This window comes from Cerasicoccus sp. TK19100, from assembly GCF_027257155.1.
Taxonomy (GTDB): domain Bacteria; phylum Verrucomicrobiota; class Verrucomicrobiia; order Opitutales; family Cerasicoccaceae; genus Cerasicoccus; species Cerasicoccus fimbriatus.
In genome coordinates this window covers 38,791-55,006 of sequence record NZ_JAPWDU010000003.1, presented here as the reverse complement: position 1 = coordinate 55,006, position 16,216 = coordinate 38,791, and the positions used below count along the sequence as shown (strand labels likewise).

14 protein-coding genes are annotated in these 16,216 nt (G+C 60.7%); all 14 read right to left on the bottom strand.

The annotated features are described in order from the left end of the window. Positions 1-28 precede the first annotated feature (28 nt). Entirely contained in the window at positions 29-523 is a 495-nt protein-coding gene (locus O3S85_RS06890) for a S24/S26 family peptidase (RefSeq protein ID WP_269539130.1), read from the bottom strand. Positions 524-751: 228 nt separating this feature from the next. Continuing rightward, positions 752-1,864, bottom strand: a complete 1,113-nt coding sequence (locus O3S85_RS06885) for a polysaccharide biosynthesis/export family protein (RefSeq protein WP_269539128.1) — start codon at positions 1,862-1,864, stop codon at positions 752-754. After that, positions 1,864-2,793, bottom strand: a complete 930-nt coding sequence (locus O3S85_RS06880) for a polysaccharide biosynthesis/export family protein (RefSeq protein ID WP_269539126.1) — start codon at positions 2,791-2,793, stop codon at positions 1,864-1,866. Before O3S85_RS06880 ends, O3S85_RS06885 begins: the two co-directional genes overlap by 1 nt. Positions 2,794-2,816: 23 nt before the next feature. Next, positions 2,817-4,784: a GumC family protein gene (locus tag O3S85_RS06875; protein WP_269539125.1), complete on the bottom strand. Its 1,968-nt coding sequence runs from the start codon at positions 4,782-4,784 to the stop codon at positions 2,817-2,819. 39 nt (positions 4,785-4,823) lie between these two features. Beyond that, positions 4,824-5,963, bottom strand: a complete 1,140-nt coding sequence (locus O3S85_RS06870) for a glycosyltransferase (RefSeq protein WP_269539124.1) — start codon at positions 5,961-5,963, stop codon at positions 4,824-4,826. After that, a complete protein-coding gene (locus tag O3S85_RS06865; RefSeq protein ID WP_269539122.1) occupies positions 5,960-7,282 on the bottom strand; it encodes a glycosyltransferase family 4 protein in 1,323 nt (440 codons plus the stop codon). Before O3S85_RS06865 ends, O3S85_RS06870 begins: the two co-directional genes overlap by 4 nt. Before the next feature lie 21 nt (positions 7,283-7,303). Beyond that, positions 7,304-8,818, bottom strand: coding sequence for a hypothetical protein (locus O3S85_RS06860; protein ID WP_269539121.1), 1,515 nt, complete (start codon positions 8,816-8,818; stop codon positions 7,304-7,306). Continuing rightward, positions 8,809-9,402, bottom strand: a complete 594-nt coding sequence (locus tag O3S85_RS06855) for an exosortase-associated EpsI family protein (RefSeq protein WP_269539119.1) — start codon at positions 9,400-9,402, stop codon at positions 8,809-8,811. The genes O3S85_RS06860 and O3S85_RS06855 overlap by 10 nt, the downstream gene beginning before the upstream one ends. Next, positions 9,399-9,878: a hypothetical protein gene (locus O3S85_RS06850; protein ID WP_269539118.1), complete on the bottom strand. Its 480-nt coding sequence runs from the start codon at positions 9,876-9,878 to the stop codon at positions 9,399-9,401. Before O3S85_RS06850 ends, O3S85_RS06855 begins: the two co-directional genes overlap by 4 nt. After that, entirely contained in the window at positions 9,875-10,669 is a 795-nt protein-coding gene (locus O3S85_RS06845) for an exosortase/archaeosortase family protein (RefSeq protein WP_269539117.1), read from the bottom strand. The genes O3S85_RS06850 and O3S85_RS06845 overlap by 4 nt, the downstream gene beginning before the upstream one ends. Then, positions 10,666-12,561 carry a tetratricopeptide repeat protein gene (locus O3S85_RS06840; RefSeq protein ID WP_269539116.1) on the bottom strand — a complete coding sequence of 632 codons (1,896 nt, stop codon included), beginning with the start codon at positions 12,559-12,561 and terminating at the stop codon, positions 10,666-10,668. Before O3S85_RS06840 ends, O3S85_RS06845 begins: the two co-directional genes overlap by 4 nt. A 161-nt stretch (positions 12,562-12,722) precedes the next feature. Further along, positions 12,723-13,559, bottom strand: coding sequence for a DUF4114 domain-containing protein (locus O3S85_RS06835; RefSeq protein WP_269539114.1), 837 nt, complete (start codon positions 13,557-13,559; stop codon positions 12,723-12,725). A gap of 31 nt (positions 13,560-13,590) precedes the next feature. Continuing rightward, entirely contained in the window at positions 13,591-15,090 is a 1,500-nt protein-coding gene (locus tag O3S85_RS06830; protein ID WP_269539112.1) for an oligosaccharide flippase family protein, read from the bottom strand. A 4-nt stretch (positions 15,091-15,094) separates the two neighbouring features. Beyond that, positions 15,095-16,201 (bottom strand): glycosyltransferase family 4 protein, encoded by a 1,107-nt coding sequence (locus O3S85_RS06825; protein ID WP_269539111.1) that lies wholly within the window; start codon positions 16,199-16,201, stop codon positions 15,095-15,097. Positions 16,202-16,216 lie beyond the last annotated feature (15 nt).

Sequence of the window (16,216 nt, the reverse complement as noted above, 5' to 3'; positions counted from 1 at the left end):
GCTGGCCAATTGGAGGCACCTTCGCGGGTTAGTAGGACTTGCCGATTACGCGGGGCAGGTTGTGCTGGCGGGCGTAGGCGATACCGGTTGCGTCTTCGCCGGCAGTTTTCAGAACTCCGAAGATGACGCCCACGTAATTGCCCTGTGTCATCAAGTCGGTGTCGAGGGCGGCATTGTTGACACCTTGGGTGACCCAGCCAGCGGCTTCCTTGCGGATCAGCCAGTGGCCGACGAGGTCGCCGTCTGCATCCTGAAAGACGGCCATCATGCCGGGCTTGAGGCGGCTAAAATCTGCTTTGTCTACAAGGAGGACCGAGCCTTTGCCGTAGTAAGGAGCCATTGAGCGGCCGTCGCCGAGCATAACCATCCATCCGGCATTTTGGTCAGCGGCTTGTTGTGCGTCGTTGATGGCTTGAGCCATCGGCACATTGGTCAGCATACTTACCCCCGAAACACGTGCTTGGGCGGAGCAGATGCCAATGGTTAGAATTGCGAAGATGAGGGTAAGGGCGGGCGTTTTCATGATTACACATCATGCCACATCTTCGGTTAGTTGGGTATTGGGTGCCGAACTGCTTTAATAGCTTTGCTCAGCTGATTTTAACCTAGCACGAAATTTACATCATAGCGTTTGATCATGCACCGCAGAAACCTGCCACATGTATCGGCTAAAAGCGCGGAGTCTACAGGGCGGGGACTAAGGTCACTAGTTTGCTCCATGGATACTCGGAGCGATTTGCCTACCGGTCGGTTACTCCGCGCCAGTGGCGGCAGCCGGCGTGGCGGCTGGGGTAGGCGAGGTCTGCACCGGCACGGATACCGTGGCACCAGTGTCACCGCCCGCCAGGCGAGAGCCTTCGTTGATCGCAATGGCCTGCGCCGCGCTGCGCACGACTTGCTTCAGATAGTCGTAGGCTGTCTCCCAGGGATCTTGTGGAATCCAAACGATGTCCCACGGTTCCAGTGGCACATCGGGCATCTGGCCGGTCATGATCTTATAAAAGTCGACCACCGCCACCTGTGGCTCGCGGAGGGAGCCACGGACAATAACCACCTGCGACAGGTAGGCCTTGTCGGACGGACCGAGGCCATAGGCGATGGCCTCGGTAAGTGTCAGGTCGTCCTTGTAAGAAACCGCCTTGGGCTGGGTGACGCGGCCCAGCAGCAGCACCGAGCTACCCTGCGCAGAGGGCAGGTAGATGTAGTCGTTGTGCTGGAGGTAGATGTTCTGGCTCATGTCGCCCTCGCGAATGAGCTTGGTAAAGTCGACCGGGAGCACCTCTCCATCGCGGATGACGATGCTGTGCCCGAGGTCTGCCAGCTCTTCGGTGGAGCCCGAGAAGCGCGCGCTAAACAGCCCGCCCGCCATCGCGATGGACTCGATGAGCGTCGTCGGCTGGCGCAGCGGATACAGCCCCGGGTTGTAAACGCGGCCGAGCATCCAGTAGCGGCGGCTGCGCACCTCGACCAGGGTGATGTTGACCACCGGCTCGGTGTAATCGCGGGCCAGGGCCTTCGCCAGGCTCTCGCTAAGCTGATTGACGGTCAGCCCCTCAGCCTTCACGCCGCCGGCGAGGTTGTAGTAAACCATGCCGTCGGGCATGATAAAGGTCCGGGCGAGGGTGCCGGGGATTTCCGCGACTTCGATTTCCAGAATGTCCCCCGGGCCGAGTTGATAAGGTGCGGTCGACGGCTTCAGCATTGCTGGGGTGATCGTCGTTTCCGGCTCCAGCGTTTCAAAGTCGGGCGACGTCAGGGTGGTGTCGGGCGCATAGGGGTCGAAGGTTGGCTTCGGCGCTTGCAGGCAACCGGCCAACAGCAGCAGGAGGCCGCAGCCTAAGACTGTCAGGCAGCGGGCAATCATTAGTCCGGGTTGATCAGGTTGGGGGTGTGGATGTTGACGTAGGTGACCGCCGCGCTGGTGATGAATGCGCGGATGGCCAGATCGGTCAGCTCCTCCAGCTCGGCCGTCGGGCGTTCGGCCACGTAAACGATGTCCTTGGGCTCCAGGCGGAAATCTTTGGTTTTGCCGGTCAGGATGTCACCCACGTTGATCTCAAACACCTGGGGGTCCGTCAGGCTGCCACGCACGACGACCACGCGGTGGACCCAGGCTTTGGGTTGGTAACCCAGGCGCCGGGTCAGCGCGGTGACGACGGTCGCGTTTGGCGTAAAGCTCTGTACGCCGGGCTGGCCGACGGCGCCGAACACATAGTATTCGTTGGTGATGTTGGAGGCGATGTAGATGTAGTCATTCGGCTCGATGCCGATGTTTTGGCTCATGTCGCCTTCGAGAAAAAGCTTTTGGAAATCTACATCCAGGCGCTGGTCACCGCGCACGACGAAGGAGCGCTGCATGTCGGCCAGCTCGATCGTGTTTTGCTCAAAGAGCCCCACCTCAACGCCTCCGGCGCGGGCCACGGCCTCGACGAGTGTCAGTGGGCGGTCCAGCGTAAAAACGCCGCGCTTCATCACCTTGCCCATGATCGAGTAGCGCTTGCTGCCGACTTCTTCCGGCGTAATGATCACGCGCGGGTTGCGGAAGTTCGCGGTGAGGCGCTTTTCGAAGGCCAGACGTGCCTCGTCAATGGTCAGGCCGTTGACGTCTACGTTGGTCGCTTGCAGGTAGCTCACGGTGCCATCCGGCGCGATGCGGATGCCGGGTCTGTCCAGCTCGGGGCGACCATAAAATGCGAAGTTAATGACATCGCCGGGCCCCAGCTCGTAGCGGACGCGCCAGGAATCCTCCGCGGGCTCCGCCTCCTGCGCCAGTAGCGCTAGGGGCAGTAGCATAGTTATGAGGAGCAGCAGGCGCATCAGGCGGCGTTCGTGGCGGGTTTTTTACGCAGCAGCGAGCCGAGGATGAGCCCGGCCTGCTCGCAGCCACTGGCAATCGGGTTAGCGGCGGGTTGGCGGATTAAAATCAGGCCATCGGGCTGGTGTAGGGTGTTGGCGTAAAGGCGCAGGTCGTGCTTGAGTTGGCCTAGCTGGCATTGGTCGTCCACCATGCACAGCCAGTGCCCCACTTGCTCCAGGATCGGGATAATGGCTGGGTAGGGGTCGCCCTGCAGTCGCAGGATGACGGGCCCTCTCAGCAGGTTTTCCTTGGCCCAGGCGCGCCAGTCATCCAGATCGCGCCAGTGGACGTGCTGTCCGGGCGCGGCTCCGAGATCACCCGGCTTGGCGCTCAGGTCGAGCACCTTCAGTGGGGTGTCGTCGGTCTCGGCAAGCTGAAACAGCGTTTGCCAAAAGGTGGTTTCGTTCTGCTGCCCGGCGTGGGTGGTGACGATGGCCAGGTAGCCGTCGCGCTGCAGGCGGATGAGGTCCGTTAGCCAAAAGGCATTAAGGCGCGTGCGCCAGGCGGCGGGATCATTGGCCGGCAGGTCGAGCGCAGGCAGGGCCTTGGCGGCGATCGCGTAGGCCAGCGGGAAGTGCGGCGTCGGGTTGCGGATTTCTAAAAACAGACTGATCGCCAGCCCCAGGAACGCGCCTCCGGCAAACCCGGCCAAGCCAAGCAGCAGCGCCTTTTGACGCTTTACGACCACGTTGACATCCCCTGCGGACGGCGACTGGAATACCTCCCAGTAGCCTGGTGCGTTTTCGGCAAAGATGCGCGCCTCCTGCAGGCGACTGTTGAGCAGCTCGAAGGCTGATCGCAACTGATCGCGCTGTTGAAGCAGTTCGCTGTAGCGCAGGATTTGGCGAGGCAAGTGCTGGAGTTTGCTCCGCTGATCGTTGAGTATGCGCTCGTATTCCTTGACGCGTTGTTCGAGCTGTAGCTTCTCATTGCGCGCCTGCACGATCTCCAGATACAGCTGGTTACCGAGGGGCGTGCCGGTGAAGCGACGCAGGTCGTCGCCTGGGCTCTCGGCCTCTTCCTTGAGTTTTTCCTCGAGGTATTGGATTTCGTAAAGCTTCTCTTTGACGAGGGGATTGGCGTCGGTGTAGCGGCCCCGCAGCTGGGCCAATTCCTCGCGCGCGGATTTCAGCTGATCCGAGATCGGGCTTAGCGCCTGTAATTCCTCGGTGAGCGCCTTGAGTTGCTGGGTCATGGAAGACAGCAGGATGCGCGAGTCTTCCAAAGATAACTCCATCCCGGCCATCGAGCGCAGCGAAGCTTCCAGTTGCTTGTCGCCATCGAGAAAGTCGTTGTCCGAGGAGAACGACAACAAGCGCTGGTTGACACCTTCCAGATCGCGCGCGAGATCGTTGCTTTCCTCCTCCAGCAGTTCGCGCATGGCCAGGGATTCGCGGCGCTGCAGGCCAATGGTGTAGTGGATAATCTCGTCGGCCCAGAGCTCGACGGTTTCAATGGCGTCCTCGCCGCTCACATCGCTGTGCACGGTGATGTAGAAAAAGTCCGTGCCTTCGAGCTGCTCGATATCCACCGAGCCCTTGAGCTTGTCCGGGTCCATGCCAAGTGCGGTGGCGGTTTTGAAAATGGCTTCGTTGGCCAGGAGCGTCGAGCGCAGGCTGCGGTCGTTGAGCTGGCGCGGGCGAAAGGCGTCTCCCTCCTGGCCGGCTTTGATCACCGAGGGGACGGGCTTTTTAATGAGCTGTAGCGAGACGGTGAACTGCCGGGTATTAAACAGCGAGCCCACGAGAAACCCCGACACCGCCAGCACCAGTGCGAGGGCCACGGGCCAGTAAATGCGGACCAGGAATGCGTAAACCCAGCGCAGGGGATCAAAGCCCAGGGGGAACTGAAACCCCGGGTTCGCCGCGCTGGCCTTGTCGACGCTCGACCCGGCGGCAGATGTGTGATCCCTGGGGATTTCACTCATAGTTTCTTATTGCAGGTGTAGTTTTCGCGCAGGGCGCATTCAAGGTAATTCTCGGACAAGGGTTTCCACAAAGCGATCTTCAAATTGTTGCAGTGTATGGTTTTCCAACACGACTTGCCGTTGCTGGTTGACCAATGCCGCCGGGTTGTTGATCGCCGCTTTCAGGGCGTTGATCAGGCCTGCCTCGTCGCCTTGCGGGAAGCGCCAGGGCTCGGGCAAAAAGTCGTGCATGCCGTCGTTGTCCGAGCCGATCACGGGCACGCCGCAGGCTGCGGCCTCCAGCATGACGAGGGGAAACCCTTCGAAACGCGACGGGATGATCAGGCAGTCCAGCGCCGGGTAGAGCGTCTCGGGCTGCTTTTCCCAAGCGCGCAAAATGATGCGCTCGGTCAGCCCCAGCTCGGCGATAATCTGCTTGAGGCGCGCGCAGTCCGGCCCGTCGCCGACGACGAGTAGCTTGGCCCGTGCGAGTTCATCGGGCCAGCGGCTCATGGCGTTGACGAGAAAGTGCTGCTGCTTCTGGTTAAACTCTACGCGGCCACAAATGCCGAAGAGCAACCCATCCGGCAGGCCCTGCTCCTGGCGTAGTGTGGCGGCGTCGCGCGGGACGAAGCGTGTGGTGTCGATGCCGTTTTCGACAATGTGGATCGGCGCATCGGCACCCCGTCGGCGAAGCATGTCGGCAATGCATTGGCTGATCGTCATCCAGCAATCCGGCGTGCGGAAAAGGTAGCCGGTGGTGCGGTCGCGCAGGGCACCCAGCTTCGCGCCCATCTGCTCCATCGTGTGGGCGACGGGGATATAGCTCATCACGCGGCATCCGGCTTTCTTCCCCGCCAGCAGTGCGAGTGAGCTGTCTTCGATCTCGCCTTGCAGGCAGACGATCAGGTCCGCCTGCAATTCGTTAAACGCGCGCGCGAGGTCATCCAGCGCCTTGCCGCTGACGTGGTTGCGCAGCGCTTGAAATTTCTTGGTGACAACCGGCGAGTAGCGGACCTCCAGTTTGCCGCCTTCCTGGATGATCGCATCGGTGTGCGCCTTGAGGCGGTCGTTGTTCGGGTTGAGCACAAAGGTCGTTCGAAAGTCGGGGCAACGGTTGGCCGCGGCCACGCCACGCATCGCCATAAACTGATGGCCGCCAAAGTCCGGGTTGTCGTCGTAAAAAACAATGTGCTTCATGCGCGGTGCTCCGGGTTGAAGGCAAAGGCGAATTGCGGCTTGTGCGCGCTTTGGAGCGTCCAGTCATACACGGCGCGAATCTGCCGCGCCTTGGCTGGCCAGGTGAAGTTTGCGCGCACAAATTGACAGGCGCGGTCGCCTGCGGCGCGGACTTCCTCAGGCTGGTCGGCGAGCTGCGTGAGCACCTCCGTGAAGCCTGCCCGCAGTTGATCAGCGGATTCAAATTTAACGCGCCAGCCGCAATCGTCGGGCAAGAGTTCGGTTGGCCCGGCGTAGTCGGCGATGACGGGTGCCAGACCTAGCGCCATTGCTTCGAGCACCACGCCGCCGCCAAACTCGCGCACACTGGGGAACGCAAAGACGTCCGACGCGCAAAGGCGCTCGTGCAGTTTCTCGTGGGCGATCCAGCCAGGCAAAGACACACAGGACTCCAACTGATGCTGGGCCACGAGCTCCTTGAGCCGTCCCATCTCCGCGCCGTCACCAATGATGTCCAACTGCGCGCGCCTGCTTTTGAGCAACGGCAGCGCGGCTTCGAGCAAAGTCACCGCGCCTTTGTAGGGCACGAGTCGGCCGACGAAGGCGAGCTTGAGCATCTTGCTCGGTGCCTTGGGTTGGGGCATGGGAAAGCGTGCGGGGTCGATCGCGTTTTCCGGAATGTAGATGGCTTTCTCGCGGCGGGCGTCGGTGGTGACGACTTCGCCGTAAGTGTGGCCGGAGGCTAGGATGAGCGCCGAGGCACGGTCACGCGTTTGCTGAAGGCCGGGGGTAAATTTATACGCGCCGCGCACGTAGCTGAGCCATTCTTTTTCCTGCCGGCGAATGGCATCGAAGCCTGCGGGCCAAGGGACGCCGCCATTAAGCGGGCCGATGATGAACGGTACACCGATTTGCTTTAAGCGCTTGGCGATCGGACTGGCGTTGGTCGGGCTGAGCGGGGTGACGCGGTGCACCAGGTCGAACTCGCCGCTTTTGAGCCGCGACTCCAGCATGTGCCAGAGTTTGCGCTCAAAGACGGGGTAGGCCACGTTATAAAATGCCGAGTAAATGGTCCACCCGAGCGATTCACCGCCGCGCAGGAATTTCGCCACCTTAAAGGCCAAGCCCTGCATCTTGCGGTTATCGACGGGGATGAGTTGGTCGGCCGGGAAGCCAGCTTCCAGAATCGAGTCACGGTTGCGCAGCTCGGTGGCCAGTTGGACGTCGGCTACTTCGCGGAGGGCGTTGGTCAGGGAATAGCCGATGAGCGCGACGCTGGTTAAGCGCGGGTTGGCGGCTTCCGCGATGACGAGCACCCGGGGTTTGTGTTCGCTGACCATGTTTGAATTAGCCTAAAGTTATCACTGTTTGGGGTTTACGTCACGCGCGAAGTTTTCGTCGCGTGCGGTGGTGTCGAGAAAGCGCGGGCGTCGGCGCACGGGTGCGTGCGGTTGATTGCTCGCGGTGGCAGTGGCCTGGAGTTGTCGGCGTTTGCCATCCCACGTTGCGGGCAGGTAGCCTTGGCGTCGCCAGAGTTCGATGCGCATCATCACGCCGACGAATACCATCCAGGTGGACATGTTTTTGGTCTGCGTTAAGACACGCTCAAGCTGGCTATGCAGGTAGGTGATCGCAAAGATCACGCCGATGCCCAGGCACAAAAAGCCCAGCATGGATTTGCGATAATGCCAGACGCCGCGCACGCACCAGTAGATCGTGCAAAGCTCGAAAAGGATGAATCCGGCAAAGGCCAGGTAGCCCGTTTCGGCGAGGATCAGCCAATAGTGGCTCTCGGTGAGCGGGTTGGCGTAGTAGTGCTCGGCGACGATGGTGTGGCCGCGGTTGGCGTTCCAGGCTTCAAGCAGCTTGCTGTATTTGGCACCGTCGGGGCGGCTGTTGGCGATGCCGAAGCTGTTCCAGCCAATGCCGACGGGGGAGTCGTCCAGCATGGCCCTGGACTGCTGGTTGAGAATCCAGCGCAGGTCGTTTTCCGGCCCGGTGTCTTCCGAGGATTCAAAGCGGTTGACCAGGGTGTCCATTGCCAGCAGCAGCACGATGCTACCCGCGCTGCCCATCAGCACAAGCACGCCCATGCGCTTTGGCGTAATGCCGCGCAGGAAGCTCGCGCCGAGCAGGAAAATTGCCCCCGCACCAATCGCCGCCAGTGATGCGCGCGAGACGGAAAATATAATGCTCAGCCCCGCCGCGCCAAAGCCCACGAAATACCACAGCGAGTCACGGAAGCGGATATCTTTGGCCAGTGAAACCGCCAGCAGCGGCAGCCCAACGAAGTAGCACCACATAGCCATCGGGTTCTGGTGTTCGAACCAGGCGGGGATCTGGTAACGCCCTTCGAGGTAACGCATCTTGATGCACACGAGCACGTTGATCACCAGTGCCGCCGCGAACGCGCGCAGGATCCAGTGAATGTCTTCCTCGTCTTCAATCGCCAGGCAGACGCCCATGGCGATAATGATGATCATGCCGAATTTCCACACGGACATCACCCCGAAGAGCGGGTTAAAGGCAGTCACCAGCGACAGGCATCCGGCAAAGATATACAGCGCATAGGCCCACAAGCCGGGGAGCCGGAGCAGCGGTTTACGCCCGCGCATGGCGGCGGCAATAATCAGCCCCACGCCGCACATCCACAGCAGGTTAAACTCAAAGCCTTTGGTGTGCCCGCGATACCAGTCCACCGAGTACAGCATGAGCGTGAAGTTACCCGGCGGTCGCACGAGCAGCAGCACCATGCCGCAGAGGATAACCCGTCGCCAGAGCTTGTTCTGGTTGGCCAGAAACGCCACGACCAGTGGCACCCCGAAGGTTCCGGCCAGGATGACTGCTACCTTGATGAGCAGCTTGACTATTTCCATGGGTCAAGTGCCTCCAGGATACTCAGTGTCTGAGGATTGTTCAATGGCTGGTCGCCGAGGGACTGCACCACCATGAGGATGGGCTCCTCGCCGCCTGCGCCAAAGGTGAGGCGCCGCCAGGTCGCGCGCATCCAGTAGGTCATCGGCGAGACGAACCAGTTGCCCGGCGTGCTAAACCAAAACATCGCTTGCCGTTGCTCGCCGTCGCGCTCGAGGGTGAGTAGCTGTAGCTCACCTTGGTCGACGGGGATGCTTTGCTCGTTGACGATGCGCCAGCCAGCACCGACGAAGCAGTAGCGCGGATCATGCACCGCGTGGCGGTTGCGCGTGCCATCGATGGCCGAAAACAGAAACGGCTCCGCGCCGTTGGGAGCGATGTATTTTTTAACGGCGGACGCCTCGCCCAGCAGTTCGCGTTCTTGCGCGGTGAGCGGCGTTTCGCGCGAGCGGAATTCCTCACCGCGATCGGGGATATCCAGCAGTTGGCTAATGGCGTCTCGCTGGGGTGCCAGCTCAACGATTAAGGCAACGAAGAGCGCGACAATGCAGACCGCCCACAGGAGCGCGTTTTGCCAGGTCTTCATGTGCGCGCTCCTCTCCACCAGGCGAAGGAGGCACCCACGCTTAGCGCGAGGATGGTGCAGCGAATCGGCAGACCGCTGCCCGGCAGTTCGCGCGTCAGCCAACCCGTTGCCGGGAGCCAGGAAAGCATGCCCGCCAGCCAAAGCCACTTCCAGACGTTGCTCGATGTCTGTCCGCCCAGGGCGAGGCCCAGCGCGACATGGCGCGCGATGTTCAACGAGCCGAGTATGCCCACGATGCAGGCTAGAAATGATAACGCAAACACCAGTGGATCAGGGCGAAGTTTGCCCGCGCGATGGTCACGCACGGCAACCCAGATCAGCGGCACCAGCCATACCAAAAAAATAAAACCCGCGCCGCGCGCATAGACGTCGGCCTGCCAGATCGAGGGCAGGTTCGACGCGGCATATATACCCAGGCCCAACGCTGCCAGAGCCTGAGCCCGATGATGTTTATCGGCTGTCTTTTCCTGCGTCATGCGAAGTGCGCTGACTTGAGCGCGGGGCGTAAAACTTTAGCGAGTCCGATGCAGGCACCGAACATGATCCCGAGCACCAGCAGTGCGCCCCAGGTGTGGAAAAATCCGCTCGCGAACTGGCTGCCCCAGGTAAGCGCCACGGCGGTGATCACGCAGATACGCAGCGTATTTGCGAGCCACGCCAGCGGGACGAGCAACCCGATGAACAGCCAGAACCGACTTTGCCCCGCGAGGAACAAATAGCCGACCGCCGCGCCCGTCAGAAGCAGCGCGGGCAGCAGATTCATCCCGGCGCAGGCGGGCTCAATGGCGACCGGCAGCCCTTGGATGTCCAGCAGTGTGCCTTCGCGGTGAATGGAAAAACCGAGCGCGGTAAATAGCCCTTCGGCGATCCATGCGCCGCTTAGCCGAAACTGCCAACCAAGCGCCGTGAAATCCGTGGCGATCCAGGGGAATGAAAACAGCGGGAGCATTGCCCAGGCGCCGCGATGTCGCGGGCCCTCGCAATAGCGGGCGACCCAGCCAACGAGGAGCAGGGTCCACCCGATCGCTGCCAGCACGAGCAGCTCGCCGAGCAGGCCAAAGGCGAACAGAATTACCCCGAGTGCGAGAAGTGGGGCCGTTGGCTTGGCTGGCGTTGCGCGCAGACGCCAAGGCCGGCCGAGCCAATACGCCAGCACGAATCCGAGCAGCAAAGGCCAGCTGTTGTCCACCGGCAATCGCTGGACCATCGGGCGCGACCAGACCAGCGCCCAAAGTAAAATCAAGGCGAAGCCAGAGGCGGCTCTCATGGCTGTGCCTCCGCTTGGGCAATCGCCTGCAGGTTTTGGTAAAAGGCGGGCTCGTCCGGGTTTTCCTTGATCAACGCTTGGGTCAGTTCTCGGGCACGCGTCCAGTTTTTATCCTGATACGCGAGCCGCGCGAGGAAGAGCTTGGCGTCCATGGAGGCATCGGCGATGGATGCGTAGATTTCGCGCGCGGCGTTTAAGTCGCCCTTGGCCAGTGCGAGCCGGGCGCGCATTTCGGCACCAAAGGTCGAGGCGGCCCATTCCGGATTGGCTGCCGCGACGTCGGCAACGTCGTCCCACTGGTTAGCGGTCGCCGCCTGAACGGCGAGCAGCGTCGAAGCGCGCTGGCCTACGGCTCCCGGTGTTGCCTGGTATTTCTTCCAAATGGCGGTGGCCTCTTCGGGGCGCTGTTGCAGCCAAAGCAGATCGGCCAGCAGGAGCTGGGTTTCGGCGTGATCGCTGCTCTTGTCGAGCCGCGCTATGGCGGCGTCCACGGATTCAATTTGGCGGCGTGCCTGCGCTTGGCCGTAGTCAAACCATGCGGGTTGCCCGGCTTGTCGCTCATCAAAATCGATGGCCGTGGCGAGCCAGCCTTCGGCTAAAAATGCGGCCGCATACGCACTGGTGCCGGCCAGCACTTTTTCCAGCTCGGGCGATGCGGTGGTCTGCGCGAGGGTGGCGAGGCTTCGGTAAAATTGATGGTCGGTTTCGTCGGTGTTCAGCGGCGTTGCAGGCAGGGGTTCGTCGGCCTGCCAGAGCAGTATCGTCATCAGCGCGAGTTTCAAATCGGGAGCCCAGGAGCGATTGGCGAAAGGGTCCGCGCGCAGAAGCATGAGCGCCTCGGTATGGGCGTCGTCCTGAAGCGTTTGCAGCAGGCGAAGCCAGAAGGTTTCCTGTCGTTGCTGCTGGATGCGGCTCGCGTAGGGCAGGGCGCTAAAGGTTTCCGCATCCCACCAGGTGGACTCCGGCAGGGCTGCGAGATATTGGGTATACTCGGTGAAGGGGCCGGTCTGCGGGGCGGCGGGTAGCGCCGGGCCCAACCCGCTGACGCGACGCCAGAACCAGGCTTTGACCCAGAATTCCGGCACGCCGGTTTTGGCAAAGCCGTCGAGCCAACTTTGCACCGCAAAGTTATACTGCTCGCGGCGTCGGTAAAACTCCGCCAGTTGGTCCCAGAACAAGGGCGAATCATTGTCCAGCGCAACGGCGCGCACGTAGTCGGCGCGCGCGGCCTGATACTGGCCGAGGCTTTCAAAAACCTGACCACGAAACGACAGCGCATCCGGATTGTCGGGCATGGCGCGGACAGATTCATCGATGAGCCGCAGCGTTTCGCGTGGCTCGTTGGTCGATAAGACCGAGAGGCGCAGCAAGCGGTTGGACTCCTGCCGCCCGCTGAAGGAATGCTGCTCCAGCAGCTCGCGTGCTTCGGTAATTTTCCCGGCGACGATGAGCGCATCGGTTTCAAGAAAAATCCAGGCCGCGTGCTGTGCGGCATTGCCCTGCCAGCGCTCGACTATGGCGTCGTAGATGCGGGTATCCCGCTCATGGATGGCCGCACGCGCGAGAACCAGCGCTTCGGTTTCCGTTTCGGCCAGGCCACTTTGGTTGGCGCGCAGTTGGCGCAGGGTAAAGGCATCGTTGTTTTCGACAGCCTGCGCCAGTTGTGCTTCGTCTATTTGGCGGAGCCAGTCATCGCGTTGTGTTTCGTCCTCAAGGTGCTCGGCGAGTAGCCGGACCCGCGAAAAGTTTTCCTGCTCCCAGGCAGATTGGAGATCACTCAAGGTGCTCTCCTGCATTTTCTTTAGCGTGTGCGCGCGCCACACCCAAAGCCCGCTTCCCAGTGCGATCAGGACAATCACAACGACACTTGCGCGGATGGCCAACTTGGACATGAGGGAATGCTAGAACAACAACACGGAGAGATCAACTGTCACTTTTTTTAATTTGCCCCTTAGGCGGCTTCGGGGCGAAAGGCAGTGCCTGAGAAATGGAAGTGCGATGGGGGTAACTAGCGCTTATTCTCAGACACCGCCTTGACTTGGGGACGATATACCTAGCCTACCCGAGCCTCGGCCAACTCGGGCTGTTGGCGTCGGGCAATGTAAAACACGCCAGCGGCAAACAGACCCATGATCAACCAGGTCGACGGCTCGGGATTGGCCAGGTAAGAAACATTGGCTGCGCCGATATCGACGGCGAAGAGCAAGTCATTGTAGTCCTTGTCGCCGCCGCCATAGAGGTCTTCAAAACCGATCAGCAAATACGGGCTGCCTTCTTCGACCAGGCTCACTGTGTGGATCAGGCCGTCGGCGTTCACTGAGGAATCCGTCGACCACACATTCGAGCCGCCATTGGCACCGTTGGCGATGAGGAAAAAGTCGAGCTGGGTGCCGGCTTCGAGCACGCCGAGGTCCACAAAGTCGCCCGGCATCAGCGGTGCGCTGTTGGAGCGCCAGGCGTTTTGGTCGCCATAGGTGTAATAGCTGTCGATGCTCGAAGCGTCGGGGAAAATGAGAAGTGGATCGCCGGAGCTGATGCTCGGCCCTTCGGTATTAAAACCGAGTGTGTTATGATAACCCGCACCTTCGCCGATAAAGTAAACGCGCACGGCAGCATCGTTGGCCAAATACAGCTTGGAGGGGTCCAGTGCGATGGAGGAGACGTTACTCACGCTTTGCGATTCACCAAGGTTGGTGTCGATGAAATCCAGCATGCTGGGGAGCACGTCGGCTTGAAATTGAGCGGACTGTGCATCGGAGCCGGCTTGCATAACCGGAGCGACAATATCCAGACCTGCAGGACGCGCGGTGGATTGAACGGACAACTCTGTTTGGGCAACGACTTGGCCGCTGATGATTACGGTGGTGAGGATTGGAGTGAGGTATTTCATCGGTCGCGACAGATGTGTTATTATTTAACGGCTATAATGTCATTTCCTTAACCAATTTTCGGGAGAACCAAAGCCACGGAAGGCCCGCCAGTGCGCCTCGCCAGGCTAGGGACCATAACCCGCCGTCACTGGGGAAAGGCGCGAGAAGGATAATTAAAATCAACACGAGCGCGAAACTTCCCAGGGGCCAGCCACTTCCTTGGCAGTGAAATTTCAGGAAACGCCCGGCGCTGAGCTCCACGGATGTCAAAGTCAGCGGGATCACGAACAGCCAGCCGATCAGCGCCGTAGGGATCAAGGTGCCAAGGGCGACGCCCAATATGCCCAAAGGAAACACCAAGGCAAAGCTGATCGCGACGTTCAAAACGGCATCGATGACGGATAAGCGCAGGAGTATCTTTTCATGCCCGGTCATCATCAGAATACGCTTGGTGCAGCTATTTGTCAGTTGTGAACTGTAGATTGCAAGCAGTAGGGCTTGGCCGACCCAAAAGGCCTCGGCAGGCACCTCATCCAAGCCAGTGAGCAGCCGGATGAGCCCATCGAGATATACCGCCGACAGCACGTAGGCTGGGGTAACGACGACCAGCGTTAGCCGCGAACTGCGCAGAAGCAGTTCGCGCAGACCGGCCTCATCGCCGCTGGCTTTTAATTGCGCGGCCGCCGGAGAGAGCGCTGATTGCAACTGCACGCTGAACAGGTTGAGCATTTCGCCCATTTTAAAACCGGCCTGATAAATCGCTACTGCCGCCACGCCCACGGTAAGGCTGATCACGAGCTGGTCGCTCTTGGCCATGATCAGGTTGCTAAAGGTGATCAAATAGGCGGCGATGGAAAAACTCATTTGCGCCTTCACCGCGCGCCACTCGAACAAGCGGGGCATCAGTGAGAGATTCTTGATTAACCGGAACGCAAAGAACGCGGCGAAGATATTCGGGATCAGGCTGGAGACGACGCTGATCGCCATTAGCGCAGGGAAGGGCCAGTCGAGTGCGAGCGCGGTGACAATGACCGAAAAGTGCAAGACGGTGTTGCCGACGCCGACCCAGTTGGCGAGGTCGATGCGCTGCAAGCCGCGTAGCACTTCGGGGAAAAGGCCCAGCGGAAAGGTCAGCGCCATGCCGATGAAAAAGATAATATACGCGCTGCTGAACGCGCTCCAGTCGTCAGCCGAAACCGAGACCGCTTCCATGAAGTAAGGTCGCAGCAGGAGGAACACCGTTACCAGGCCGGCGGCCAGCGCGACAAAGGTCCAAAAGATTGTGGCGAGCAGCCGGTTGAGCCCCTCCATGTCACCTTGTGCCATTTTTTCGGCGACGGCTTTTTGTGCCGTAAAACCGAAGCCGAAATCGAGCAACACGCCGTAGCCAAAGAGTGACCACAAAAGTGACCAGAAACCGAAGGCCTCCTCACTTAGACCGCTGAAGAGTTGGCGAAACAGGATTAGCCCAAGCACGAGGCGCAGCATCACCTGCACATAGCTACTGCCGGTGTTGGCCCAGAAGCGGCGTTTCCACTCGGGCTTTTCCATCGGTTTATCCACCGGCGACCTCCCGGTAAACTTGCTCGCATTGCTCGGCGTGTTTTTCCCAGCGATATTGCGCGGCCCACTCGATGCCTTGCGCGATGCGCCTGGTGCGCTCGGCGGTATCCATTTGGCCCAGTTGATGCAGCGCCGCGGTTATGGAGTCGACCGAGGTTGGGTCGAAGGGCAGGGCGGCGGGGCCGTTGACTTCGGCCAGGCTCGTGGCGTTGGAGGAGACCGCCAAGGTTCCGCAGGCCTGCGCCTCAATCACCGGGAAGCCAAAGCCTTCCATGAGCGAGGGGAAGACGAGGGCTTCGGCCGCGCCATACCAGAGCGCAAGCTCGTCGTCCTCCACAAAGCCTTCCATACGAATGGCGTCGCGGTGGGTGGAGCTTTGCCAAGCCTCGTCGATGACTTCCTTGCCGTGCCAAGGTGCGCCGCCCAGCACGAGCTGCCAGTCAAGCCCACTTTCTTCGCGGAAGCGCCCAAAGGCTTCGATGAGCCGCACGTGATTTTTCGCCGGGTGCTCAAAACGCGCAATGTAGATTAGGTAGGGTTTCGTCAGCGCGCGTCTGGTGCGGAAATCAGCGAGCGCATTTTCACTGGCTGGTTGAAAACGCGCGTGGTCGATGCCGTTAGGGATGAGGGTAAGGCGCTCCGGCGTGACGCCCAGGTAGTGCTGAATGTCTTTGCCCGCAGTCGCGCTCACGGCGATAACGCGGTCCATCCGGCGGGCAATCCACGGCACGACTTTGCGTCCGAAAAAGCCGCGCAGGGCGTCGTATTTCTCGGCCATGATGAACGGCGCGCAGTCGTGAATTGTGGCCACCTGGGGTGCCGGGCAGTTGATGACCATGCGGCGGTAGCTGGGGATGTGGACGACGTCATAGCCGTTGTGCCGGATAATGCCCGGCAGTGACGCCTGGTGCCACAACAGATTCTTAGCCCCCGAGTCGAAGCTGGCCGGAATGCTGACCCAGTGCTCGTCAGGTATCATGGGGAAGTGGCTGCGATCGGCATCCAGCCCTGCGAGGTGCAGCTCAAGCCCGCGCTTGATGAGTGTCTCGCTCAAGGCAATGACGTAGCGTCCGACACCCGAACGCCCGCCCTGGATCATCCCCGCTGAGAGAAG

Bases quoted from the DNA above. Each gene is read 5' to 3' on its own strand.
- O3S85_RS06890 (WP_269539130.1), bottom strand. From the start codon at position 523: ATGAAAACGCCCGCCCTTACCCTCATCTTCGCAATTCTAACCATTGGC.
- O3S85_RS06885 (WP_269539128.1), bottom strand. From the start codon at position 1,864: ATGATTGCCCGCTGCCTGACAGTCTTAGGCTGCGGCCTCCTGCTGCTG.
- O3S85_RS06880 (WP_269539126.1), bottom strand. From the start codon at position 2,793: ATGCTACTGCCCCTAGCGCTACTGGCGCAGGAGGCGGAGCCCGCGGAG.
- O3S85_RS06875 (WP_269539125.1), bottom strand. From the start codon at position 4,784: ATGAGTGAAATCCCCAGGGATCACACATCTGCCGCCGGGTCGAGCGTC.
- O3S85_RS06870 (WP_269539124.1), bottom strand. From the start codon at position 5,963: ATGAAGCACATTGTTTTTTACGACGACAACCCGGACTTTGGCGGCCAT.
- O3S85_RS06865 (WP_269539122.1), bottom strand. From the start codon at position 7,282: ATGGTCAGCGAACACAAACCCCGGGTGCTCGTCATCGCGGAAGCCGCC.
- O3S85_RS06860 (WP_269539121.1), bottom strand. From the start codon at position 8,818: ATGGAAATAGTCAAGCTGCTCATCAAGGTAGCAGTCATCCTGGCCGGA.
- O3S85_RS06855 (WP_269539119.1), bottom strand. From the start codon at position 9,402: ATGAAGACCTGGCAAAACGCGCTCCTGTGGGCGGTCTGCATTGTCGCG.
- O3S85_RS06850 (WP_269539118.1), bottom strand. From the start codon at position 9,878: ATGACGCAGGAAAAGACAGCCGATAAACATCATCGGGCTCAGGCTCTG.
- O3S85_RS06845 (WP_269539117.1), bottom strand. From the start codon at position 10,669: ATGAGAGCCGCCTCTGGCTTCGCCTTGATTTTACTTTGGGCGCTGGTC.
- O3S85_RS06840 (WP_269539116.1), bottom strand. From the start codon at position 12,561: ATGTCCAAGTTGGCCATCCGCGCAAGTGTCGTTGTGATTGTCCTGATC.
- O3S85_RS06835 (WP_269539114.1), bottom strand. From the start codon at position 13,559: ATGAAATACCTCACTCCAATCCTCACCACCGTAATCATCAGCGGCCAA.
- O3S85_RS06830 (WP_269539112.1), bottom strand. From the start codon at position 15,090: ATGGAAAAGCCCGAGTGGAAACGCCGCTTCTGGGCCAACACCGGCAGT.
- O3S85_RS06825 (WP_269539111.1), bottom strand. From the start codon at position 16,201: ATGATCCAGGGCGGGCGTTCGGGTGTCGGACGCTACGTCATTGCCTTG.